Source organism: Chitinophagaceae bacterium C216, from assembly GCA_028485475.2.
GTDB classification, from domain to species: domain Bacteria; phylum Bacteroidota; class Bacteroidia; order Chitinophagales; family Chitinophagaceae; genus Niabella; species Niabella composti.
In genome coordinates this window covers 2,377,782-2,400,525 of sequence record CP144143.1, presented here as the reverse complement: position 1 = coordinate 2,400,525, position 22,744 = coordinate 2,377,782, and the positions used below count along the sequence as shown (strand labels likewise).

General features: G+C 40.9%; 17 protein-coding genes and 2 tRNA genes. 5 read left to right on the top strand and 14 right to left on the bottom strand.

What is annotated here, in order from left to right; genetic code table 11:
* Window positions 1-1,155, top strand: coding sequence for a phosphoglycerate dehydrogenase (locus PIECOFPK_RS10200; protein ID WP_330975389.1), 1,155 nt, complete (start codon window positions 1-3; stop codon window positions 1,153-1,155).
* 90 nt (window positions 1,156-1,245) lie between these two features.
* Here the strand turns inward: PIECOFPK_RS10200 and PIECOFPK_RS10195 are convergent, their stop codons facing one another.
* Window positions 1,246-2,511, bottom strand: coding sequence for an MFS transporter (locus PIECOFPK_RS10195; RefSeq protein ID WP_409965789.1), 1,266 nt, complete (start codon window positions 2,509-2,511; stop codon window positions 1,246-1,248).
* 94 nt (window positions 2,512-2,605) lie between these two features.
* Window positions 2,606-3,244, bottom strand: coding sequence for a deoxynucleoside kinase (locus tag PIECOFPK_RS10190; protein WP_330975387.1), 639 nt, complete (start codon window positions 3,242-3,244; stop codon window positions 2,606-2,608).
* Window positions 3,245-3,459: 215 nt separating this feature from the next.
* Here PIECOFPK_RS10190 and PIECOFPK_RS10185 point away from each other — a divergent pair, with 215 nt between their 5' ends.
* The gene (locus tag PIECOFPK_RS10185) at window positions 3,460-5,550 is read left to right on the top strand and encodes a hypothetical protein (RefSeq protein WP_409965788.1); all 2,091 of its coding nucleotides are present in this window, start codon (window positions 3,460-3,462) and stop codon (window positions 5,548-5,550) included.
* A 38-nt stretch (window positions 5,551-5,588) separates the two neighbouring features.
* On the opposite strand, the gene PIECOFPK_RS10180 is transcribed toward PIECOFPK_RS10185, so the two are convergent.
* From PIECOFPK_RS10180 to PIECOFPK_RS10165, 4 genes are all read right to left on the bottom strand, one after another.
* Window positions 5,589-5,984 carry a GreA/GreB family elongation factor gene (locus PIECOFPK_RS10180; RefSeq protein ID WP_330975385.1) on the bottom strand — a complete coding sequence of 132 codons (396 nt, stop codon included), beginning with the start codon at window positions 5,982-5,984 and terminating at the stop codon, window positions 5,589-5,591.
* A 357-nt stretch (window positions 5,985-6,341) separates the two neighbouring features.
* Window positions 6,342-6,415, bottom strand: a tRNA-Pro gene (locus PIECOFPK_RS10175).
* A 96-nt stretch (window positions 6,416-6,511) separates the two neighbouring features.
* Window positions 6,512-7,555: a phosphotransferase enzyme family protein gene (locus PIECOFPK_RS10170; RefSeq protein ID WP_409965787.1), complete on the bottom strand. Its 1,044-nt coding sequence runs from the start codon at window positions 7,553-7,555 to the stop codon at window positions 6,512-6,514.
* Between the two features lie 77 nt (window positions 7,556-7,632).
* On the bottom strand, window positions 7,633-8,649 hold the full coding sequence (locus tag PIECOFPK_RS10165) for a LacI family DNA-binding transcriptional regulator (protein ID WP_330975383.1): 1,017 nt from the start codon (window positions 8,647-8,649) through the stop codon (window positions 7,633-7,635).
* 221 nt (window positions 8,650-8,870) lie between these two features.
* Here PIECOFPK_RS10165 and PIECOFPK_RS10160 point away from each other — a divergent pair.
* Window positions 8,871-8,944: transfer RNA gene (locus tag PIECOFPK_RS10160), tRNA-Arg, on the top strand.
* A 90-nt stretch (window positions 8,945-9,034) separates the two neighbouring features.
* On the opposite strand, the gene PIECOFPK_RS10155 is transcribed toward PIECOFPK_RS10160, so the two are convergent.
* The 5 genes from PIECOFPK_RS10155 to PIECOFPK_RS10135 all read right to left on the bottom strand — a co-directional run bounded on the left by PIECOFPK_RS10155 (window position 9,035) and on the right by PIECOFPK_RS10135 (window position 14,850).
* Window positions 9,035-9,334: a hypothetical protein gene (locus PIECOFPK_RS10155; protein WP_409965786.1), complete on the bottom strand. Its 300-nt coding sequence runs from the start codon at window positions 9,332-9,334 to the stop codon at window positions 9,035-9,037.
* A 230-nt stretch (window positions 9,335-9,564) separates the two neighbouring features.
* Complete coding sequence (locus tag PIECOFPK_RS10150) at window positions 9,565-9,927, bottom strand: DUF1801 domain-containing protein (protein ID WP_330975380.1); 363 nt, start codon at window positions 9,925-9,927, stop codon at window positions 9,565-9,567.
* Window positions 9,928-10,087: 160 nt separating this feature from the next.
* Window positions 10,088-12,112, bottom strand: a complete 2,025-nt coding sequence (gene dnaG / locus PIECOFPK_RS10145) for a DNA primase (protein WP_409965785.1) — start codon at window positions 12,110-12,112, stop codon at window positions 10,088-10,090.
* Between the two features lie 286 nt (window positions 12,113-12,398).
* Window positions 12,399-13,064: a gluconate 2-dehydrogenase subunit 3 family protein gene (locus PIECOFPK_RS10140; RefSeq protein WP_330975378.1), complete on the bottom strand. Its 666-nt coding sequence runs from the start codon at window positions 13,062-13,064 to the stop codon at window positions 12,399-12,401.
* Window positions 13,065-13,107: 43 nt separating this feature from the next.
* Window positions 13,108-14,850 carry a GMC family oxidoreductase gene (locus PIECOFPK_RS10135; protein WP_330975377.1) on the bottom strand — a complete coding sequence of 581 codons (1,743 nt, stop codon included), beginning with the start codon at window positions 14,848-14,850 and terminating at the stop codon, window positions 13,108-13,110.
* A gap of 125 nt (window positions 14,851-14,975) precedes the next feature.
* On the opposite strand from PIECOFPK_RS10135, the gene PIECOFPK_RS10130 reads away from it, so the two are divergent.
* Complete coding sequence (locus tag PIECOFPK_RS10130; protein WP_409965784.1) at window positions 14,976-15,608, top strand: DUF4230 domain-containing protein; 633 nt, start codon at window positions 14,976-14,978, stop codon at window positions 15,606-15,608.
* A gap of 54 nt (window positions 15,609-15,662) precedes the next feature.
* The gene (locus PIECOFPK_RS10125; RefSeq protein WP_330975375.1) at window positions 15,663-17,096 is read left to right on the top strand and encodes a Gfo/Idh/MocA family protein; all 1,434 of its coding nucleotides are present in this window, start codon (window positions 15,663-15,665) and stop codon (window positions 17,094-17,096) included.
* A gap of 128 nt (window positions 17,097-17,224) precedes the next feature.
* On the opposite strand, the gene PIECOFPK_RS10120 is transcribed toward PIECOFPK_RS10125, so the two are convergent.
* From PIECOFPK_RS10120 to PIECOFPK_RS10110, 3 genes are all read right to left on the bottom strand, one after another.
* The gene (locus PIECOFPK_RS10120; RefSeq protein ID WP_330975374.1) at window positions 17,225-19,474 is read right to left on the bottom strand and encodes a sodium-translocating pyrophosphatase; all 2,250 of its coding nucleotides are present in this window, start codon (window positions 19,472-19,474) and stop codon (window positions 17,225-17,227) included.
* A 166-nt stretch (window positions 19,475-19,640) separates the two neighbouring features.
* Window positions 19,641-20,978, bottom strand: coding sequence for a saccharopine dehydrogenase C-terminal domain-containing protein (locus PIECOFPK_RS10115; protein WP_409965783.1), 1,338 nt, complete (start codon window positions 20,976-20,978; stop codon window positions 19,641-19,643).
* A 74-nt stretch (window positions 20,979-21,052) separates the two neighbouring features.
* Window positions 21,053-22,723, bottom strand: coding sequence for a S8 family peptidase (locus tag PIECOFPK_RS10110; RefSeq protein ID WP_330975372.1), 1,671 nt, complete (start codon window positions 22,721-22,723; stop codon window positions 21,053-21,055).
* Between the last annotated feature and the right edge of the window lie 21 nt (window positions 22,724-22,744).

Sequence of the window (22,744 nt, the reverse complement as noted above, 5' to 3'; positions counted from 1 at the left end):
ATGAGCTATACCATAAAAACTTTAAATAAAATCTCTCCCAAAGGCCTCAGTAAATTTGGGGAAGGATATGTATTAGATGACAATGCTGCTAATCCGGATGCGATTCTGGTAAGAAGCGCGTCTTTGCATGAAGTGGAGTTTCCAGAATCCTTATTGAGTATTGCCCGTGCCGGAGCAGGTGTAAATAATATTCCTATTGATAAATGTGCCGAAAAAGGTATTGTGGTGTTTAATACACCTGGTGCCAATGCCAATGCTGTAAAGGAACTGGCTATTGCGGCTATGCTGATTTCTTCTAGAAAAATTGTAGACGGCATCAACTGGGCCAATTCTCTTACTGAGAACGTAGCTAAAGAAGTAGAGAAAGGAAAAGCTCAGTTTGTAGGGCCGGAAATTGAAGGAAAAGTACTGGGGGTTATCGGATTGGGTGCGATTGGAGTACTTATTTCCAATGCTGCAGTAAATTTAGGTATGGAGGTGCTGGGATACGACCCCTACATCTCTATTGATGCTGCATGGGGACTGTCCAGAGGAGTGAAAAAGGCTCCTGACCTAAAAACTATATTTGAGCAAGCAGATTATATTACCCTGCATATGCCGTACAACGAGAAAACAAAAGGCACACTGAATGCGGCTGCCTTTGCTCAGATGAAAGACGGCGTACGCATTATCAACCTGTCCCGCGGTGAACTGGTAGTGGATGAGGATGTCTTGGCTGCCATCGAAAGCGGAAAGGTGAGTACATATGTTACCGACTTCCCCAATGAAAAATTGATTAATAAACCTGGTGTGATTACCATTCCTCACCTAGGTGCTTCTACTCCTGAGTCGGAAGATAACTGTGCCGAAATGGCCGCTAAGCAAACAAAGCTTTATCTGGAAACCGGAAATATTAAAAATTCGGTGAATTTCCCTAATTGTGAAATGCCGATGTCAGGTGTGCAACGCATCACCATTGCGCATAGAAACGTTCCTAACATGGTGGGACAGATTTCTACTGCTCTAGCAGATGCAAAGTTGAATATCGAGCATATGATTAATAATAGTCGTGGGGACTACGCTTATACCATCATTGATCTGGAAAATAAAGCAACTGATGATAGTTTGGCCAGAATCAAAGCTATTGAGGGTGTATTGCGTGTGCGTGTGATCTAAGATTGTATCGTATATTAAAGTTGTTTTTAAAAAAGAGCCGATGTAATATACATCGGCTCTTTAAATGGATATATTGGATAATCTTGAAGTTTAGTATTCAAATTTTCGTAGTGAAGGAGCTTTAAACCATGTAGTAATTACTACGGCCACAGTCATACAGCCTCCCACTATTACTGAAGGAATCACTCCTAATAGTCGTGACATAACACCACTTTCAAACTGTCCCAGCTCATTACTGCTCAATACAAACATACCGCTTACACTACTCACGCGTCCTCGCATGTGATCGGGAGTCAGTAATTGTATTACCGTACCACGCACTACCACACTGATGCCATCTAGGATGCCGGCTACTACCAATACAGCAAAAGATAGCCAGAACCATTTCGATAAGCCGAACAGAATAATGCAAGTACCAAAGCCGGCTACGGCCAAAAGCATTTTCTTTCCCTGCGCTTTCTTCATGGGCCATAACGTTAATATCACCACAATAATGATAGCACCAATATCGGTGGCGGCATTCAACCATCCAAAACCTTTGGGTCCTACTTTTAAGATATCACTGGCAAATACAGGAATCATCGCTACAGCACCTCCAAACAGAACGGCAAACATGTCCAATGCCATGGCAGCCAGTAAGGCCTTTGTCTGAAATACAAAAGCCAGTCCCTCTTTAATACTTTCCCAGGTCGCTTTTTCGGCGCCATGCAGTACCAAGGGTGGTTTGGGTTTCAGTTGAAAAAGAAAAATAAGACTTAGGCTAATAAGGCCGCATATTACAATAAGTGTATTGCTAATGCCTACTAGAGCAATTAAAAATCCTCCTACGGCATGCCCAGTTACAGATGCAGAAAGCCACATCCCCTGATTCCATGTTGTGGCGTTCTGTAAAAGATTTTTGGGGACAATAGTAGCGATCATGGCCGTAAAGCAGGGCCCCACAAAAGATCGCAACATGCCGGTAAAAAAGAAAACCCCGTAAATAAACCATGTGATATGACGCGTATGAAGAAATTCCTGTACGGTTTCTGTAGAAAGAGAGAATAATACGAGTGCGGCCATAAAGTACCCCGATATACCTTGCAGGATAAGTTTGCGTTTATCTTTAATATCAACCCTGTGACCTGAATATAAAGCCAGTGAAAGGGCAGGAATTACTTCGGAAAGGCCAATCAATCCGATGGCTAAGGGGTCTTTAGTGAGCTGATAAATCCACCAACCCACCACTGTTGTAATCATCCGCATAGCCATCACAAAAGTGAAGCGGCCAATCATAAGGTTTCGATATTCGGGAATGCGAACAGCCGCAAAAGGGTCATTGGTTATCTGAACTTCAGGAACGTTTATATTTGCCATTAGATGTGCAAAAGTAATGCGAATATTTGTTTATAGATCGCTAATTTTATTCGTTGCGTGATGAGGATGCAGAAGGATAATACGTTATTGTAGCTTACAAATAGATAGGATATATACCAGGCTCGTATTCGCGTTCCAGTGCATCGTAGATGATCTGTAAGTGTTTTTCGTTAGTCAAAAAATCAGCTTCGGAGGCATCTACCAGCAATACCGGAATGTGGAGTAGTCGAATATATTGCAGATAAGCTTCTTGTACGTTCAATAGATAATCGTCTGGTATATTTTGTTCATATTCTCGCTGCCGTTTTTTAATGTTCTGCTGTAGCTTTCTTACAGGCGCATGCAGATAAATTAATAGTTGCGGCATAATGAGGTTTTGTTGAACAATCTCAAAAATGCGCTGGTAAAGCTTATATTCATCCTCTGATAAAGTAACTTTTGCAAACAAAAGTGATTTGGTAAATAGGTAATCGCTGATGGTTATCTGCTGAAATATATTCTTCTGTATTAACAGTTCTTGCAGTTGTTTGTAGCGTTCTGCCATAAAGAAGAGTTCCAGCGGAAATGCATATTGTTTAGGATTTTCATAGAATTTTGGGAGAAAAGGGTTGTCAGCAAAAGATTCCAGTACCAGCCGGGCATTGTAATGCTTGCTGAGCAGTGTAGCTAGGGTTGTCTTGCCGGCACCGATATTGCCTTCTATTGTAATAAATTCGTATTTCAAAATATGCACACTAATATGGTGGCAAATTAAGAGAAAATCAGGAAATTGATAAAAACTGAATCTATAGTGTAGGGGCGTTGCTGAATGAAAAATACGAAGAATTGCTTAAGCGTTATTCTTATCAATGAGACAAATTTGTAATGAAAACACCGAGGACCATCCTATCTTTAAACAGTATCAATATTTAAAAAATAAATTCCTGTAAACCATTTATCCATATTGAAATGAAAAAAACAGTATTGCTTGCTTTATTAATCGGATTTGTACATTGGAGTAGCTATGGACAGATATCTGTGAACACTAGTCAGTTTAACAAACGCAGTGGTGTAAAACTTGCTATTGCGAAAAATAATTTGCTATCCGTAACATGGCCTTCCGGTAACAATCATCATAGCCGATTAATTCTTGATCTCAATCAGGAACAGCCATTACTTAAAAGTGTGCAATTGCTGAAGGGGCAGTTAGCACATGAAGTGGCGCGGGATGTAGATCCAATTTTCTGGATGACTGTGGGGAAAAGAGATCTTATTTCGCAGAACTCCTGGAACATTTTTTTTGATAAGGTGCATTTAAAGCCTCATCAATCGCATAAGGTAACGATACATAAAAAGGATGTCACTGTAATTTCAGAAGGTAGTAGGACGATTATCAGAATAGGCGAAACACATGCTGCGGATTTTAAAGGCGTCTTGGAAATTACACTCTATAATGATGCTTCTTTGTTTAATATCGCGGCTGTAATGGCCACCGAGATAGATTCTACTGCCATTATTTATGATGCCGGCCTTACAAGCAAAAGTCAGATATGGAAGCAAATTGCTTACGCTGATGTGTATGATCAAATACAGCAGATTGCTTGTGTGATGTCAGACACTGCCAAAAGTCAGGCTGTGAAATATCGTACAATCATGGGAAGTAATGAGGAGGGAAGTATTGCGGTGTTCCCCGCTCCTCATCAGTATTTCTATCCTCTTGATGAAGCTTTCAATCTCAAGTTTACCTGGTATGGCTCCGACTATCAAAAAGTATTTAATGGTTATGGGATTGGCATCCGACAGGACCTGCGGGGCGACAATCGATTTGTGCCTTGGTTTAATGCGCCGCCTAAGACCCAACAAAGGCTGAATTTCTTTTGTCAAATTTCTGATAAAGACGCAGTAGCCCTACTCGCAGATGTGAAAAAATGGACGAATAATGACACCTATGTGGCACTGCCTGGTTTTAAAACCATGGCGAGCCATTTTCACAACGAATTTGTGGTAAAGGTGATTATGGCCAATAAACCCTTGCCGGATACTCCTAGTTTTAAAAAAGTATTTAATGCTATGGGAGTAAATATCGTGCATTTGGGCGAGTTCCACTATACGGCCCATCCCAAAGGCCCCGATGAACTTCGGCTGTTGGAATTAAAATACATGTTTGATATGTGTAAACAGTATTCCGATAAAAACTTCTTACTCATGCCAGGCGAAGAACCGAACGAATTTTTAGGTGGCCATTGGATGGCACTTTTCCCTAAGCCGGTATATTGGATTATGTCAAGAAAGCCAGAGCTACCCATGGAATCGAATCATCCGGTATATGGTAAAATATATCGTATAGGAAATGCGGAGGAGATGTTGCAGCTGTTACAAAAAGAAAAAGGGCTAGCTTGGACGGCTCATCCGCGTACTAAAGGGTCTACCGGATTCCCTGATAAATACAAGGAAAGTGCATTTTTTAAATCTGATAGATTTATGGGTGCTGCCTGGAAGGCCTTACCTGCAGATTTATCGCAGGATAAACTCGGCAATGGCCGCGTACTGGACTTGATGGATGACATGAATAATTGGGGGGAGTATAAGAAAGTGATAGGAGAAGCGGATCTGTTTACCATTGAGCCCGAAAACGAGATGTATGCTCATATGAATATTAATTATCTGCAGTTGGATACAATACCCGATTTCACAAATGGCTGGCAGCCTGTGTTAGATGCTATGGAACAAGGCAGGTTTTTTACTACTACCGGCGAAGTATTGATCCCAAGATTTACTGTTGATGAACATTCATCTGGTTCTCATATTCAGTTAAAGAATCCGTCTCGGGCTGTAGTAGTATTTGATATAAAGTGGACATTTCCGCTAAACTTTGCCGAAGTTATTACCGGAGACGGTAATAAGGTGGAGCGTCATAAAATCGACTTAGGTCATACACTACCTTTTGGTAACACTACCATACGCCGTATTATGAATTTGGCCGGAAAGAAGTGGATACGACTGGAGGTATGGGATGCGGCAGTAAATGGTGCTTTTACGCAAACTATTTGGTTGCAATAAAAAAGCAATAAAAAAGAGGGAAGTAACTCCCTCTTTTTTTATACGTAAACTGCGTTGGTAATATTCAATACCACATATTGCCTTCGTTTTTTGCCTGTAGTCCAGAAAATACCATCACCTTTTTGCACACCCATAAGCCGCATTCCCAAAGGTGTTAAAACCGATATTCTGTAGATATTTTCATTGCTTTCCTCCGGTGGAACTAATTTTAATGTTAGATTTTTCCTAGTTTGTATCTCTCTTAGCGTAATAGTATCATAAAGACGTGAAACGGTATTAGGAAAATCGTAAGCGGATACGACTGTTGCAGCAGAAAGCCTATCTAGCACTTTTTGTTGGTCTGCTTCGCTTAGCGATTTGAATTTAGGGTCAGATTCTAGCGCTTTTGTAATGAGTTTGTGATCTTCATCGAGAAGTATCCATTTGTTATCCATAGCACTTTAATTTTTTGATTAATAAAAATGTTGTAAATGGGTATGTGCACACCAATACGCCTTGTCTGTACAGACAAAGCAACATTTTTATCCCCCCGAAACTTTATGTTTCGGGGGCTTAGCTATTAAAGTCTTTTGGATTTGAAAAAACGTATAGTTTCATACCGGCAAAAGGAATCATGTTCGCAGATGCGATACTATTAGTAGAACCTATGGAAATTATTGCCGACATTTTCAGCAAGTTATCAAACTTATTGTATAGGGAATGTTAATTCTGCGAAAGGAACATGTTGGCAGCAATCTAAAGAAAAACCCTTGTAGTAATACTACAAGGGTTCTCGCGATTCTTCTATAATGTCGGGGAGACAGGATTCGAACCTGCGACCCCCTGGTCCCAAACCAGGTGCGCTACCGGCCTGCGCTACTCCCCGCACAGCGTAATATACGTTGCTGTATCAAATCGGGTGGCGAAGGTAAAGAAAATCAATAAAACAACAAAGTATTCGTTTACTTTTTCTAGTAAATTTTCAGGAAGCAATTAGGGTTTCTTTTTCGATGAGCTTTTGCAACAAAATACTTTGGTTTTGGGCTCTGATATAATTATGTCCCTCATAGCGAGCCCCATAATACACATCGTCCAGTAAATAATCGGTAAGAAAACGCAGTGCCTGCATATATATCATGAACTTACCAGAGTATAACATGTATCGTTTTTCAACCTCCGTAAGTTCATCATTCATGTAATAATTATATCCTTCCACAATGGCATTATAGAACTCATCTCGAATTTCTATTTTACTAAAATCGGACTCTTCCTCGCTCACCGGGCTCAAATAGGTGCGCATCATATCACCCATATCGCTTATAAAATACCCGGGCATAACGGTATCGAGGTCTATCACGCAAATCCCTTTTCCCTGTTTATCAAACAATACGTTGCTAATTTTAGTATCGTGGTGTGTCACTCTCAGCTTAAAACCCGGATTGTGTATGATATTATTATACTCCTCTACAATGCCAACATGTTTCTTTAAAGTATCTATAAGTGCTGATGTTTCGCGAATGCGTTCGGTATTGCCTTTTTGAAGCGCCTCTATAAATTGATTATATCTAAGCGAAAGATCATGGAAATGGGGTAAGGTAATATTTAAGGTGTTGATGTCGAAGCCGGACAAAACTTTAGTGAACTGACCAAATTGTTTGGCTGCTTCAAATGCCTGGTCGGGTGTTTCTACTACATCCAAGGTATGGCTATCGGGGATGAAGGGGAACATTCGAAAATACAGGTCGTCATTTATTTGCACCATAGACAAGCCCGTCGCTGTCTTCATAAGAGGGATAAAAAAATACTCCCTATTAGATGTTTTAAGAAACTGCTCTATCTTATCGATATTGTCTGCAATTAAAAAAGGGTCCTTAAAAACGGCATTATTAATCTTTTGAAGAATATATTTCTCCGAGTCATTTTCCACAACCCACGTATTATTAATCAGACCTGTTCCGATAGCGTTTATACGAAAATTCCTCGCGTCGAGCTTATAAAGAGCTAGCACGTCCTCCAATATTTTCATAATAGCAATTACATTTCAAATAAAGATAGGGGATAGCTGAATACCAAACTTGCGCAAACGTTTGTTTAGGTAGTATTTTAACTATATACTAAAGTGCCTTTAAGTTCTTTTTGAAAGAAGGATGTCTCTTCTGTGTCATCAGATTGCTTTTTTTCCAAAATATCAATAAGGATGTTCATTGCCAAGCGACCTTGTTCATAAGGGTATTGGTCCAGTGATACTATGGGAGGATGAGCGGTGTATTTATTGACAGAAATATTAGCATAGCTGGCAAAAAGGATATCTTTGTTTACTAATATGCCTTTTTCCTGCGCATATTTTACGGTATCCAAATGCACATAGTCGTTAAAGCTAATTATGGCATCAGGTCTTTTTTTTAGGCTCAGCAGCTTGTTTAGTGCTTCGTGCGTGCCTTGTTCCGAAAGATCGGTCTTTTCTACCATCTGCATATCCACTTTTAATTTTCGTTTGGATATGCCTTCAATATAGCCCTTTAGGCGTTCTTTACTAGCTGCCAGTTCATCGGGACCGTTGATAAGTGCAATACGTTTTCGGCCTTGTTTGAAGAGCCAGTCTATCATCTCCGCAGTTCCATCGAATAAACTGCAATAAACTTTGTTTACATTATCTAATGGAGGAACTCTGTCGAAATATACTACTGGTATATTATATTTTTTTAATGCGGTGAGATGGTCGTATTTATTGGTTTCTTTTGAAAGCGATATGAGCAACCCGTCAATGCGCTGTTTGACCATTGCTTCTATCACCGTTTTTTCTTTTTTGATGCTGTCATGACTTTGTCCGAATAGGATGGTATAGCCATGTTCCATTGCTAGATCTTCAATGGCACTGATGCTCTTCGAAAAAAAATCTTCAGCAATAAGGGGGAGTATTACCCCAATTACATAACTCCTTTTTTGCTTAAAGAAGATGGCTTTGGGATTGGGCTCGTAATTAAGTTGCTGCGCCAATTCCTTTACAGCCTGCTTCGTTTTTAACCCAATGCGTGGGTGGTCATTCAATGCTCTGGATACGGTAGAAACTGAAACATTTAAGCGTTTCGCTATTTCTTTTATTGTTGGTATATCGCTCATAATCTCCCCGGACAATACATGCAATGTTAATTTAAAGATATTAAAATTATGACAGCTTTGTGCCTAAACATCACTTTCTTTAAGAATGGAGAAAAAGAACAGCCACAGGAGCGTTTCTGTATTCCTTTTTCTGCCTGGGTTTTGAAAAAATTATGGAAAAATCTTTCAATATCCTTTGGTGGTAAATATCTAAATCCTTAACTTTGCCGTCCATTTGAAACGGCCCCGTAGCTCAACTGAATAGAGCATCTGACTACGGATCAGAAGGTTTCAGGTTTGAATCCTGACGGGGTCACTTAAAAGGCAAGCAGCTACAAAACATGTAGCTGCTTTTTGTTTATAAGTACCATTGCCATCAATAGGGTATTTATCCATTTTCGCAGTGCTATTTTTTCATTCCCGGTTTATGCACTGCAATACTTATTAGAAAAAGAAAGCCTGCGGCGAGGTCTATCACACCTACTTTCAGTGTATTGGGGCTACTCATAAAAGTAGGCGACTTTAATGCTGGGATGCCTTGTGTTGCTCGCAATTCCATATTGGCGAGTATTCTATGTGCGTTAAGAAACATTGCGAAGAGTATAAGAGCAATAGTGATAAGGAAGTTACTCATTACCCAGCAATGCTTAAACAACCTCCAAGGGGTTAGTACTACCAATGCTAGTCCGATTACAAAATTTCCCATGCATCCTCAGCTGATAATGTTCTATGCTGTTCCCTTTGTGTGTAAGTAGGTTGTATAAGCAGCTTCATGATTGCTGATGTAAGACTGAAATAAGAGAGGCAAACAACTCAAAACTCCTCCCAGCCATAGGGTAAGACTACAGAAGTGTAATAACAATGTCGCTTGGGAGGATTTATTGCTCAGATATTTATGTTTTTATGTAATCAGCGTCAATACTTGATGATACACTATTAATGGTTATCGAGTTCAATTCCTTGTTGGATGTAATATTCAAATACTTCTTCCGAAAATTCGCTGATGTCAGAGAGGCGCAGGTTTAAAGATTTATTTCCTACACCTTCCAATAATCCATATTTATCCTCGAACAGCTTTCCATTAGTAAACGAAAAAGTGATTCCTTTTTTGGTTGGACTCACTGTAAGGATAATTCTTTTTAAGCGGTAAACGGGAACACTATGATATTTTTCGGTTCCACCTCGCATTTCTTCTTTAAGCAAAGGGAACTTTTCCTTAATTAAATTGCGAAACTTAGAAAATATAGGCCGATATTGAGGTAGTATTTTTTCTTGAATGAATGTTTCGATATCTGGCATAGGATGAAGTTTTTCAGTTTAAATAAGCAAGTCTGTGGACAGCTACTTCACATTGAAAGAACTGGTGTTTATATTGAATATAAAGATACAAAAGCCTCTTGAGTCGCAAATACAGTAGTATGCTAGGAGGAGGGGTACCTAACAGAAATGATGAGGCAGCTTATTGCAATATCACGGTGCCCAACGATTCTGTGATTTTACGTTCCATATCTTTAAGTGACTTGTGAATGAAGTGCAGCTCAGGAAATTTCTCATAAGTTTTATCAGCTTCCATATCCTGCTGGTTTTGCAACAACATGCGTTTAATCTTTTTCAACTTTAGATATTGCAGGGCGGAGATCACTTTGTCTTTTGTGCGATCTTCCGAAATGAGCTTATAGCGGTTTAATTCTTCTTGATTGCCTTGTGCAAGCGTGCGTACAAAGCTGTCAAAGTCTTGTTGAAATAAGGTGTCCTGATAGCCCATATTTTCGCCTACAATTTCTACCCACCGTGGACTTTCGTCGTAGGGATGATTGAGCAATGATACGGCTAGTGCACTCAACTCTTTATCTGAATGATAAATAAAATATTTTTCGTTAAACAGTTCCGGGCGGGTTTGCAATAGTTCCTTTATAGCTTGTATCAACTTAGCCACCTGTTGATCTTCAAACTCCAGCTCATCGATTTCATTAAAAATGTAATCGGCTATTCTTGTTTGTTCGTCCCAAGGTTTATGCCCATGTTCCAGCAATACGCGGGCCAGCTCTTTTTCCTGTAATTGGTCTTTAAATAACAAGTCAAAAGTGGCATCGTCATAATTACTGGCTTCGGCCTGAGCCAGGGCTGTGGGGTCAGGTGCTGTAGTAGCAGCCTTCTTTTCCTGTACGGCCAAACGGTCGCGGATGTATTTGTTCACTAGGGCATGCAATCCTGCTTCGTCGATATGCAGTATATCTGCTGATTGTTTGATATAATCCTGTTGCTTGGTAAAGTCTTCCGCCTTATTAATACGGGAAATGGATTCGGCGATCTTATTTACTAGCTCCGATTTTTTAACGGGATCGTTGCCGATATCTTTAAGGGCCAGTTCCAGCTGGAATAGGATAAAGTCTTTTTTATTCTTTTGAACAAAATCGATAAAGGCTGAGGCGCCTACCTTGTTTACATAGCTATCGGGGTCTTCATTATCGGGGATTAGCACCAGTTTCACATTCAAGCCTTCCTCCAAGGCTAGATCTAATCCGCGCAGGGCCGCTTTTACACCGGCACTATCGCCGTCGTAAATAATGGTGAGATTATTAGTGATTTTCTTTATCAGCCTTAATTGGTCGAGGGTGAGTGATGTACCACCGGAAGCTACTACGTTTTCAATTCCGGCCTGATGCAACGAAACCACGTCGGTATAACCTTCCACCAATAGACATTCATCGGCCTTATCCATAGCCTGGCGCGCAAAATAGAATCCATAAAGGATTTTACTTTTAACGTAAATCTCGTTTTCCGGCGTATTGATGTATTTGGGGGCCTTGTCATTGGCTTTAAGTATGCGGGCTCCAAAACCCAATACCTTGCCGCTTTGGTTGTGAATAGGGAAGATGACGCGACCGCGATAATTATCCTGAAGGGAGCCGTTGCGCTCTACTATGAGGCCGGTTTTTAAAAGTAGTTCCTTGTTGAATTGATTCTTGAGGGCTTCATCTGTAAAGGCGGTACGAGCCTCCGGAGCATATCCCAATCGGAACTTTTCTATGGTTGCTTCGCGAAATCCTCTTTCCTTGAAATAACTTAAGCCAATATCACGGCCCTCGTCGGTATTAAATAAAGTATTAGTGAAGAACTTTTCGGCAAAGTTGTTGATAATGAATAAACTATCAGCTGTCTGGTATAGGTCTTTCTGCTCTTGGCTTACAAAAGTTTCTTCGACCTCAATACCATATTTGGCTGCTAACCATTTTAGAGCTTCGGCATAGCTGTATTTTTCATGCTCCATGATGAAGCTGATGGCATTGCCGCTTTTACCACAGCCGAAGCATTTATAAATTTCTTTAGTGGGAGAGACGGTAAATGAAGGTGTTTTTTCGTTGTGAAAGGGACAAAGTCCCAGATAATTGACGCCTCGTTTTTTGAGTTTCACAAATTCTCCTACCACATCCACAATATTGATGCGGGATAAAATTTCCTGTATGGTATTTTGTGAAATCAATGCATACAAATTTAGTTAGGAATTATTGTATTACGACTTAAAAAGTCGTATAAATAAAATAGCGATGAGGACTCCAATTTTATATAAAATTTAATTAGCGATAGTGGATTTAAGTATATTATAATGAATTGGTTATAGAGCAATACAATGTAAGGCTATTTATATTATTTTAAATTTTGTAAAATTCTTGTAATAGTCTGATAATTAAACGTTTGATGTCCAAAAAATAAAAAAAACTGGCTAATCATTAACCAGTTTTTTTTTGAGGTTTATGTGACTATCGATTCTAGTCAAAGCTTAAACATTCTTTCAATTCTTTTTCGGTATAAGCTAGTCCGTATTGCTTCAATACGTCTTCCGGTACACCGTTCCATTGATTGGGTTGATTTCCCATATATCCCAGATCTTTCACTCCAATTTCCGAAGTGTAGAAGCCTGTACAGGTAAGGTCTCGCATCAGGTTGAAGAAGGCCACACCCTGTGCCAGTTCGGGTTTATCTTTAGCTCTTTCGGGATAGGCAATCTGATCTACCACCTCTATGCGTTCCTTTTCGCTACAATCTTTAAAGGTTTTATTGAATTTTTTAAGACAATATACATCCAGCCAACGCAAGCCTCCACGCATAGGAGTTTGATAGCGGGGCTGATCTTTTACGGTGAATTCAATAAAATCGGGAACACCGGCATCGCTGGCACTGCCACTTACATCATCTTTGGGAATGATAATGTCGCCAAGAATGGTAATGGTTGCCATTTCGTGGTCGGTGAAGAATTTTGGCATTTTAGCTACCGATTCTTCGTATCGAAGTTCATCCTCATAGCGATGAATACCGGATTTCACTTCGCCGGTGGCTACTTCTTCCTTTTTTTCGGAAGGCTTACAGCCTGTAGCTAACATGCCCGAAGCTAGGGCTCCTGCGGCAATATATTTAAGTGATTCGCGACGTTTCATTTTAGCTGTCTATTTTATAGTTCACGGTTTGCTATGAACTAAATTATAAATTTTGTTTTTTCATTTCATCGATAATGTACTCACTTGCTCTCATACTCAGGGCCAAAATGGTCCAAGTAATGTTCTTGTTGGCTTGTGAGGGGAACTGGCTACCATCTACACAGAACAGGTTTTTCACGTCATGAGCCTGGCTCCATTTATTGAGCACTGAGGTTTTGGGATCGTTACCCATACGCGCTGTACCTGCTTCGTGAATGATATAACCGGGTTTATCGAGTCCCCAGTTATTGTGTGGTCCATTGTCGGCTCCGTAAGTTACAACGGCTCCCATGTTGTGCATAATTTCCAAGAAGGTCTCGGTCATGTGTTTCGCTTGTTTGATTTCATATTCGCTATGTTTAACATTGAAGCGCAACACCGGAATACCGTATTTATCCACTACATTGGGGTCGATTTCGCAATAATTGTGTTCGAAGGCAATGGCTTCGCCGCGTCCACCCATTCCTACACTTGCACCATAAAAGTAACGTTGGTCTTCCTTCAGAGAAGCGCCGTATCCTCCGGCTTCTTTCTTTTTACCATTTACTTCATATTTTCCATTCAGATTTTGAATGCCCATACCAAAGCCATAAGAGGGCTGTCCGAAACCTCCCCAGTATTCGATGTGGTAACCACGTGGGAAATCCAGTTTTTTACCATCGAGCCACCAGGGGGTATATACGTGCATCCCACCAACACCATCTTCGTTGTAACGTTTTCTGCCGAAGAGCTGAGGCAGATATCCTCCTACGGCAACTCCGGTACTATCTTGGAGATATTTTCCTACCACGTTGCTACTATTGGCCAAGCCATTAGGATGACGTGGTGATTTGGAGTTGAGTAATAGCCTTGCAGTTTCACAGGCACTGGCTGCCAGAATTACCACGCGGCCATATACCTGATATTCCAGTAAATCTTCCTTATTTACATAAGACACACCGGTAGCCAAGCCTTCTTCATTAGTAAGTACTTCACGCGCCATGGCGTTGGCAATTACGTCTAGATTACCTGTTTTTAGGGCTGGATAGATTAATACATTAGAGGAGGAGAAGTCGGCTTTGGCAATACTACAGTTTCGCCCACATTGCGCACAGAAGAAGCAGGCGCCTCTATCATCATTAATCTTTTTGGTAAGGATGGAAAGACGTGAAGGTATTACAGGAATACCGGCCTTCTGAGCGCCCTGTTTTATAAACAGCTCATGGAGCCTGGGTTTAGGAGGTGGTAGAAAAATGCCGTCCGGGTCATTAGGCAAGTTCTCATAACTACCGAAAATTCCGATCAACCGATCGATTTTATCGTAATACGGTTTTACGTCTTCATATCCGATGGGCCAGTCAACACCTACACCATCATGGCTATAGCCCTTAAAGTCTTTTGGACCGAAACGCAGGGAGATTCGTCCCCAGTGGTTGGTACGTCCGCCTAGCATACGAGCGCGGAACCATTCCCATTCTGTTCCGGGAGCTTTGGTATAAGGCTCTCCTTCAATTTCCCATCCGCCATAGCAGGCATCAAAGTCACCAAAGGGTCTGTATTTGGTAGCTCTGCCTCGGCGAGGTGAATCCCATGGTTTTTTCAGCTGATAAATTTCTTTCTGAGGGTCATACATCGGGCCGGCTTCGAGCATGCATACACTTAAACCTGCATTCGCAAGTACATATGCAGCCATACCGCCGCCAGCACCTGAACCTACGATAACAACATCGTATTTTTTCTGCTGTTTTTTGATCTGTATATCCGGCATGTGGCAATAAATTATTAAAATAAAGGAAACAAATTAAATTAATACTTCAAAATTTGCAAAATCTATTTTGCAAATTTTTGGCAAACTAAAGTTAATCATTAAACTTTGACAAAAATAATTGTTTTATGGCCCCGAGACCTTCATGGTTTTTCGTTGGTTTTTTGATCCTTATTATTGCGGTGCTTGCCTTTCTTATGGGAAAAGGACGGGTCAGTAAAACTGTTGACAGTATGGTGATGAATAACGTACTGATACAGCAAATTGCTGAGCTCTCATCTCTTGAAGTAAGGGGCAATGCCAGTATTAAAAGTACGAATATTGCAGATGACGGCAGTCTTACCGATTATTTAAAAAAGGTATTTATTGAACGCACCGTAAACATTACAGTACCTTACGTTGCCAAATATGGTATCGACCTAAATAATCAAAAAATCACCATTGAAGAGGAAAATAAGCAGGTATATATTGTATTGCCTCATCCCAAGTTGTTGAGTTATGAATTGCGCCTTGATAAAGCCAATGCTGTTTCACGCAAGGGACTTTTCGAAAGCGACAATGAAGAAGCATACAACAAGGTGATGCAAAAATTATATGCGCAAACTCGAGAACAGTTAGAAAAGAATACTACCTTCAGGGAGCAGTCAAAAGAAAAAATCAGAAAGATAATCAACGACTACTACGCCCCGCTGAATATGAAGGTGCATATATCTTTCTCCGATGAGATAAAGAGTAAAGTGCTTGAACAAACACCACAATAGAATAAATTTATAGAATCAATAATCGTGTTTACTTATTTTAACCCTTAATGCAATATGAAAAAGAATCAATCTAACTCCCGAAGAAAGTTCATTAAAAATGCAGCTTTAATTGGGGCCGGTATTACAATAGTACCGAGACATGTACTTGGGCGTGGTTTTGTTGCCCCCAGCGATAAACTAAACATAGCTGGCATCGGTGTTGGTGGAAAAGGTGAAAGCGATTTGACTTCTTTTGCTAAAAGTCCTAATGTTAACATTGTTGCACTCTGTGACGTAGATGAAAGACAGGCTGTAAAATCGCGTAAAAACTTTCCCAAAGCAAAATTCTATAAAGATTTTAGGGAAATGCTTGAGAAAGAAAAGAACAACATCGACGCCTGTAGTATCAGTACTCCTGATCACACCCATGCTGTTGCTACACTAGCCGCTATGCAGTTGGGTAAACATGTGTACACTCAAAAACCTTTAACCCACGATATTTACGAGGCCCGTATACTTACACAGGCAGCTAAGAAGTATAAAGTAGTAACTCAAATGGGTAACCAAGGAGCATCGGGTGAAGGTGTAAGAAGAGCAAAAGAAATTTACGATGCCGGATTAATCGGTGATATCGTGGAAGTACATGCATGGACTAATAGACCGGTATGGCCACATGGTTTGCCCAAGCCAACCGGAGATCATCCTATTCCGGCAGAGTTAGATTGGGATTTGTGGCTGGGGCCTACTAAATACGAACCTTACAATCCGGTATATGTTCCATTTAACTGGCGTGGTTGGTGGAGCTTCGGTACAGGTGCATTGGGTGATATGGCTTGTCATATCATGGATCCAATCTATCGTATTCTTCCCATTAAATATCCTGATTCGGCAGAATGTAGTATCGCCAACCAATGGCTGGATATGTGGAAAGAAGCCAACTATATCGATAGCTGTCCGATGGCATCCATCATTCACCTCAATTACCCACGTACCGACAAAAAAGGTAGCATAAAAGTATCTTGGTATGATGGTGGGTTATTACCTCAACGCCCAGATGAACTGCTGCCTGAAGAGCCTTTTGGTAATTGGGATGGCGGTTGTTTATTCATTGGTACAAAAGGAAAACTGCTGATGGACTGCTATGGTGCTAATCCAAGATTACTACCAACCCGATTGATGAAAGAAGTAAATCTACCTAAGCCCACCTTAAAGCGTGTTCCTGAAGGTCATTATCTACAATGGGTGAATGCCTGCATTGCCGGTTATGGCAAAGGTGAGACCAGCTCTCCGTTCGAATATGCCGGACCCTTTACAGAAAGTGTGTTGATGGGTAACCTGGCCATCCGCAGTGCGATGATGGTAAATCCCAAAATGAAGGGTTGGGAAGATAAATATCTCGGACGCAAGAAGCTGCTTTGGGATGCTGAGAATATGAAGATTACAAACTTCGATGAAGCGAACCAATTTGTAAAAAGAGAATACAGAGATGGCTGGAGTTTGACACTCTAAGCTTAAGCATTTGCATAGCTATTGAAAAGGGATTCCCTCTGTGGGAATCCCTTTTTGTTAATGTAGTGATATAAAAAAACTAACACCTAAGTAGTGTTAGTTTTTACTATATGCAAATGTTGTTTGATTTAATGAGTTGAATGAGTTGCTTGCATATTGAAAGTGCTCATGGAATCTTTTACGATTTCATGCTTATTTACATGTGATACACTTACGGGAGTAGGTGTATGAGCTGTGGTTGCAGTATCACTATCATTCATTTGAGCAAGAGTAGGAGCAATGACTAGCGATACGATCGACATGAGTTTAATCAGAATGTTCATCGATGGTCCGGAAGTATCTTTAAGCGGATCGCCAACAGTATCTCCGGTTACCGATGCTTTATAGGGTTCTGATTTTTTATAGTACATCTTACCGTTGATCTCAACGCCTTTTTCAAAAGATTTTTTAGCATTATCCCAAGCACCACCAGAGTTATTTTGCAGCATTCCTAATAAAACACCACTTACAGTAGCACCGGCTAGAAATCCGCCCAGTGCTTCAGCTCCAAAGCCTGGTAAAAATCCTACTATTAAGGGTGAGATAATGGCAATAGTACCCGGTACAATCATTTTCTTGATAGATGCTTCAGTAGAAATAGCTACGCATTTATCGTATTCCGGTTTGCCTGTACCTTCCATGATGCCTGGAATGGTATGGAACTGACGGCGCACTTCTTCTACCATTGACATTGCTGCTTCGCCTACTGCGCGAATGGCTAAAGAAGAAAATAACAGCGGAATCATAGCTCCTACGAATAAAGCCGCCAGCACATTGGCTTTATAAATGTCAATGCCGCTAATATTGGAAACACCCACAAAGGCTGCAAAAAGTGCTAAAGAAGTTAAGGCTGCAGAAGCGATAGCAAATCCTTTTCCTGTGGCAGCTGTAGTGTTTCCTACGGCATCCAATACGTCGGTTTTTTCGCGTACTTCTTTAGGTAGTTCACTCATTTCAGCAATGCCTCCGGCGTTGTCGGCAATAGGCCCGAAGGCATCAATGGCCAACTGCATGGCGGTAGTAGCCATCATTGCAGCAGCAGCGATAGCCACTCCGTAAAGGCCTGCACACTGATAAGAGCCCCATATACCAGCAGCCAGTACAAGGATAGGCAGGAAGGTAGATTCCATGCCCATGGCTAAACCGCCGATGACATTGGTTGCATGACCTGTAGATGATTTTTTGATAATCATATTTACAGGGCGCTTACCCATGGCTGTGTAATACTCCGTTATGATGCTCATCAAAGCACCTACCAGCAATCCTACACCGATAGCACCCAATACGCCGTATTTCGTAAATACGAATCCGCGCAATTCCATTTGCTCCGGCATCAGCCAGTTAACCAAAAATACAGATGCCAATGCGGTTAATATAATAGATCCCCAGTTCCCCATATTGAGCGCCTTTTGCACTGTCTGGGTTTTAATACTGGCGTTCTCGCTTATTTTAACGAAGAAAGTTCCGACGATAGAGAATAAGATACCGATGCCTGCAATAAGCATAGGCAAAATAATCGGGGAGAAGCCACCTAAAGGATCTTCTCCGGTAATTTTAATTTGTTGTCCCAGTACGATGGTAGCCAGAACCGTAGCAACATAAGATCCAAAGAGGTCGGCTCCCATACCCGCTACGTCGCCTACATTATCTCCCACATTATCGGCAATGGTGGCCGGGTTGCGGGGGTCATCTTCAGGGATACCCGCTTCTACCTTTCCCACCAAGTCTGCTCCTACGTCAGCAGCTTTGGTATAAATACCGCCACCCACACGTGCGAATAAAGCAATTGATTCGGCTCCAAGAGAAAAACCGGTTAGTACTTCAATGGTCTGAATCATTTCTTCCGAATTCAGAGGAGCATCGGGAGCGAAATATTGTTTTAGTACTATATACAAACCTCCTAAACCTAATACAGCTAGTCCCGCAACGCCCACACCCATTACGGCGCCACCGCTGAAGGAAACATTCAATGCTTTTTTTAAACTCGTTCTAGCCGCATGTGCTGTTCTTACGTTGGCTAAAGTAGCCGCACGCATACCTACGTAACCTGCAAAGGCGCTGGAAACAGCTCCCACCACAAATGCAGCAGCAATAAGCCAGTGGGAGTGTGGATTGGTTTGTGCCAACACGGCTAATAAAATGCCTACTACGATAACGAAGTAGGCCAAAATTTTCCACTCAGCTTTTAAAAAAGCCATAGCACCCACACTAATGTAGTCGCTAATTTCTTTCATTCTAGGAGTTCCGGCTTCTTGCCTAGCAACCCACTTAAACTTAAAATATGTGTATAGCAAGCCTATGATGGCCATCAAGGGGACCAGATAAATGACGTGTTGCATATAATTTTTTTACTCTTCTACTTTTTTACTAATCTATAATTGGCAGGGGGTGCAAATATAAAGTGATGCTGTCAATTTGTTATGGTTTATCGCTAGAATTTCAAAAGGTTTCGTTTTGTTACATTTTTGATAAAACAAAAAGAAACCCCTACAAAATTTAAAGGTATTAAATATCAATAAATTTTAAATTGTTTTCTTCGAGTTTTCGCAATACGGGTACATAAATATCCTTAATAATGGGGATATGCAAGCCTTTGAGCGAGAGCTCGTTATTTAATATCAGTTCGGCCGCGATACCTAGCGGTAATCCTACCGTTTTGGCCATTGCAGTTTGTTGGTGATCGTCGCCTTTTACCATAAGACTACTGTTGATTTTGTGAAGCGTTCCATTTTGTTCATATACAATTTCATGTAACATAATTACCATATCCTTATCACTTTCCCTCAGTTTAAGTCTGCTTTCCAAGAAGTGTTGAAGTATATCAGCCGCACTGTATATATGTTCGGGAATAAGGGTTTCACCGGTTAATCCCAAGTATTCAAATTGTTGTCGAATAAGTGGGCGGTCGGGATGCAGGACTATTTCTTTCAGATATTCTTCAAAACTTTGCACTCGATAACGATGCTGCAATACATGCCGGAGCCAAGTATTAACAGGTGCATTTCTGAACTTTTCCATTGAGTGTTCATTATCGGTAAGCCCGGCATCTACTAAATGCTGCCAACCTTTGCAGAAATCGGGGTGTCTAAGCGTGGTTCTTATAAAGGTGGCTGTTTCTTGCAGATTATATAGCTGCATGTAAGGCAGCGAATCCCTGTTAGCATAATACGCCCACTCGCCAATGGCCGGCGTAGCTACTCGTTTACAGCTATTAAAAACATCGGTATAGGATAAACGAACGGTTTGATGTCCATCTCGGTAAATGGCACCGGCTTTTCCTGCGTTTACTACATTAGCCGGATTCCAACTGATTTTATAATGCCAAGGATTATCATCGCTTTCCGGTGCTACCAGACCACCACAATGTGATTTAAAGCTTTTAATATTTCCGCCTTGAGATTTTATTTCGTCGATAAGACGCATGGCGCTCATGTGATCAATACCTGGATCCAGTCCCATTTCGCACAGGAAAAGTATGCCGCTTTGTTGGATATCTTTTTCGTGCAGGCGAATCTTTTCATCGACATAGGATGCGGTAAGTAAATGCTTTTTATGAGCGATGCAATCTTTGGCAACGAGATAATGTAAGTGAGGAGGTAATAAGGAAATAACGACGTCCGCATTTTGAATAGCACCCATTCGTGCATCGTTTTGTGTTACATCCAATTTTAAAACGGCCGAACGGGGATGGCTTTGTGTTTTGGCAAGGGCCAATTGCACATCGGCTTCGGCTACTGTGAGTGTCCAATTGTATTGCTGGGCTTTCTGCAGGAGGTAACGAATCAGCACTGTAGCCGATTTCCCTGCTCCGAAAAGTAAAATATTTTTAGAGGCGGATGACAATGGCGTATTGATGTTTTTTGAAATAAAAAAGCTACCATTAAGGTAGCTTTTAATTGTATCACTAGCAAATTTTGTTATCTGCTTCTTCTGATGGCCTTGGGTTGTGGTTTGCTGTTTGTATTAGCACCAACCTTTTTACTTTCGGCATCAGCCATTACCACAGCTTTGTAAGCATTCACAATGCCTCCAGTAACAGATACATCGGAGAGTAAAACACTATCTCCAGTAGCAGAAAGCAAAGCTTTTTGGGTAGGAACGGTTACACTTTTTTCAATGATTTCCTTAACCTTTACGGCACTAAGATTCGGATAATAGCTCATAATAAGTGCAGCAATACCGGATACTACGGGTGCAGCCATACTGGTACCTTGTAAGTTTCCGTATTTATTACCACCGGGTAGCGTAGCATAAATTCTTACACCTGGTGCAAATACATCCACTTCTTTTTTACCATAATTGGAGAAGCTGGCTATAAGATTACCTACCTTACCATCACCACTGGCTCCTACAGTAATCCAATTGCTGATTTTTTTACCATCCAAATATTTTGAAGTAGGGTAGTTGTGCGCTGTATCTACATTTGCCGCGTCATTACCTGCTGCGTGAACCAGCAATACATTTTTACTCTCGGCGTATTTTACCGCATCATCAATCCAGTGTTTTTCGGGCGAAAAGCCTTTACCAAAGCTCATATTAATAACACGAGCGCCGTTATCTACTGCATAGCGGATAGCCAGTGCAATATCTTTATCATGCTCATCACCGTCGGGAACCGCTCTTACACTCATAATTCTCACATTATCTGCTACACCGTCCATTCCCACACCATTATTTCTTGCAGCACCAATAATACCTGAAACGTGTGTGCCGTGCAATGCAGACTCATTGTTTACATAAACATTACCATTGCCATAATATCTATCATTATAATCATCGTAGTTATCTTTCACCACTTCTGCGCGATAGGGTTTGGGAGCTTCTTCAGCAACGGCAATCTTATCCAGATCTTTCTGAAGTTCCTCCATCAGCATAGCGTTGGTAAGCTCATTATTATCGTTGCCTTTGCAGGTAGCCAATAAAATTTGTTTTACCCTGCCGGCATTGGCAGTGCTGGGAGTATAGGATTCGAGATCCTTACAATTATATACCTCTTTCTTTAGCTCAGCCTTGATAGTAGAATCGCCGGCTTTAAAAGCTTCTCCTATTTGCTTCATAAAGGCGGCTTCCGAAGGATCGGATTTGGTTTTCAAGGTTTCTTTTTCTGCTCTTAACCACATTTCGTATGTAGCTTTTTCTGAAGCGGGAATTTCTTCAGCTTTTTTGCCTTCATATTTGCTTTTGTATTTCCAATATACACGTGCACCTTCGTAAGAATCTTTAGTCACGTTGTGATTGGGATCTTTACCTCCCAAAAAGTTCCATCCGAAAATGTCGTCTACATAACCATTTTGGTCATCATCAATACCGTTTCCGGGAATCTCTTTTTCGTTTATCCACAGTACGGGTTTTAGGTCTTCATGGGTGGTATCAATACCAGAATCTATTACTCCAACAATTACAGGAGTGCTTTTTAGTCCTTTTGATTTTAAAAACTCATAAGCTTTGTCTAGGCTGATACCATAGAAGCCGTCTGTTTCAAGATCTTTTAAATGCCATCCCTCGGGTACAGTATTCTGTGCTTCGGTGTGAAAGAAGGTGGTGGCTGTAAGAAGCCCTACACCTAAGGTCTTAACTAGTTTATTCATTCACGTAACTTTTTAAACTAT

Bases quoted from the DNA above. Each gene is read 5' to 3' on its own strand.
- PIECOFPK_RS10200 (WP_330975389.1), top strand. From the start codon at position 1: ATGAGCTATACCATAAAAACTTTAAATAAAATCTCTCCCAAAGGCCTC.
- PIECOFPK_RS10195 (WP_409965789.1), bottom strand. From the start codon at position 2,511: ATGGCAAATATAAACGTTCCTGAAGTTCAGATAACCAATGACCCTTTT.
- PIECOFPK_RS10185 (WP_409965788.1), top strand. From the start codon at position 3,460: ATGAAAAAAACAGTATTGCTTGCTTTATTAATCGGATTTGTACATTGG.
- PIECOFPK_RS10180 (WP_330975385.1), bottom strand. From the start codon at position 5,984: ATGGATAACAAATGGATACTTCTCGATGAAGATCACAAACTCATTACA.
- PIECOFPK_RS10170 (WP_409965787.1), bottom strand. From the start codon at position 7,555: ATGAAAATATTGGAGGACGTGCTAGCTCTTTATAAGCTCGACGCGAGG.
- PIECOFPK_RS10165 (WP_330975383.1), bottom strand. From the start codon at position 8,649: ATGAGCGATATACCAACAATAAAAGAAATAGCGAAACGCTTAAATGTT.
- PIECOFPK_RS10155 (WP_409965786.1), bottom strand. From the start codon at position 9,334: ATGGGAAATTTTGTAATCGGACTAGCATTGGTAGTACTAACCCCTTGG.
- PIECOFPK_RS10150 (WP_330975380.1), bottom strand. From the start codon at position 9,927: ATGCCAGATATCGAAACATTCATTCAAGAAAAAATACTACCTCAATAT.
- PIECOFPK_RS10140 (WP_330975378.1), bottom strand. From the start codon at position 13,064: ATGAAACGTCGCGAATCACTTAAATATATTGCCGCAGGAGCCCTAGCT.
- PIECOFPK_RS10135 (WP_330975377.1), bottom strand. From the start codon at position 14,850: ATGCCGGATATACAGATCAAAAAACAGCAGAAAAAATACGATGTTGTT.
- PIECOFPK_RS10130 (WP_409965784.1), top strand. From the start codon at position 14,976: ATGGCCCCGAGACCTTCATGGTTTTTCGTTGGTTTTTTGATCCTTATT.
- PIECOFPK_RS10125 (WP_330975375.1), top strand. From the start codon at position 15,663: ATGAAAAAGAATCAATCTAACTCCCGAAGAAAGTTCATTAAAAATGCA.
- PIECOFPK_RS10120 (WP_330975374.1), bottom strand. From the start codon at position 19,474: ATGCAACACGTCATTTATCTGGTCCCCTTGATGGCCATCATAGGCTTG.
- PIECOFPK_RS10110 (WP_330975372.1), bottom strand. From the start codon at position 22,723: ATGAATAAACTAGTTAAGACCTTAGGTGTAGGGCTTCTTACAGCCACC.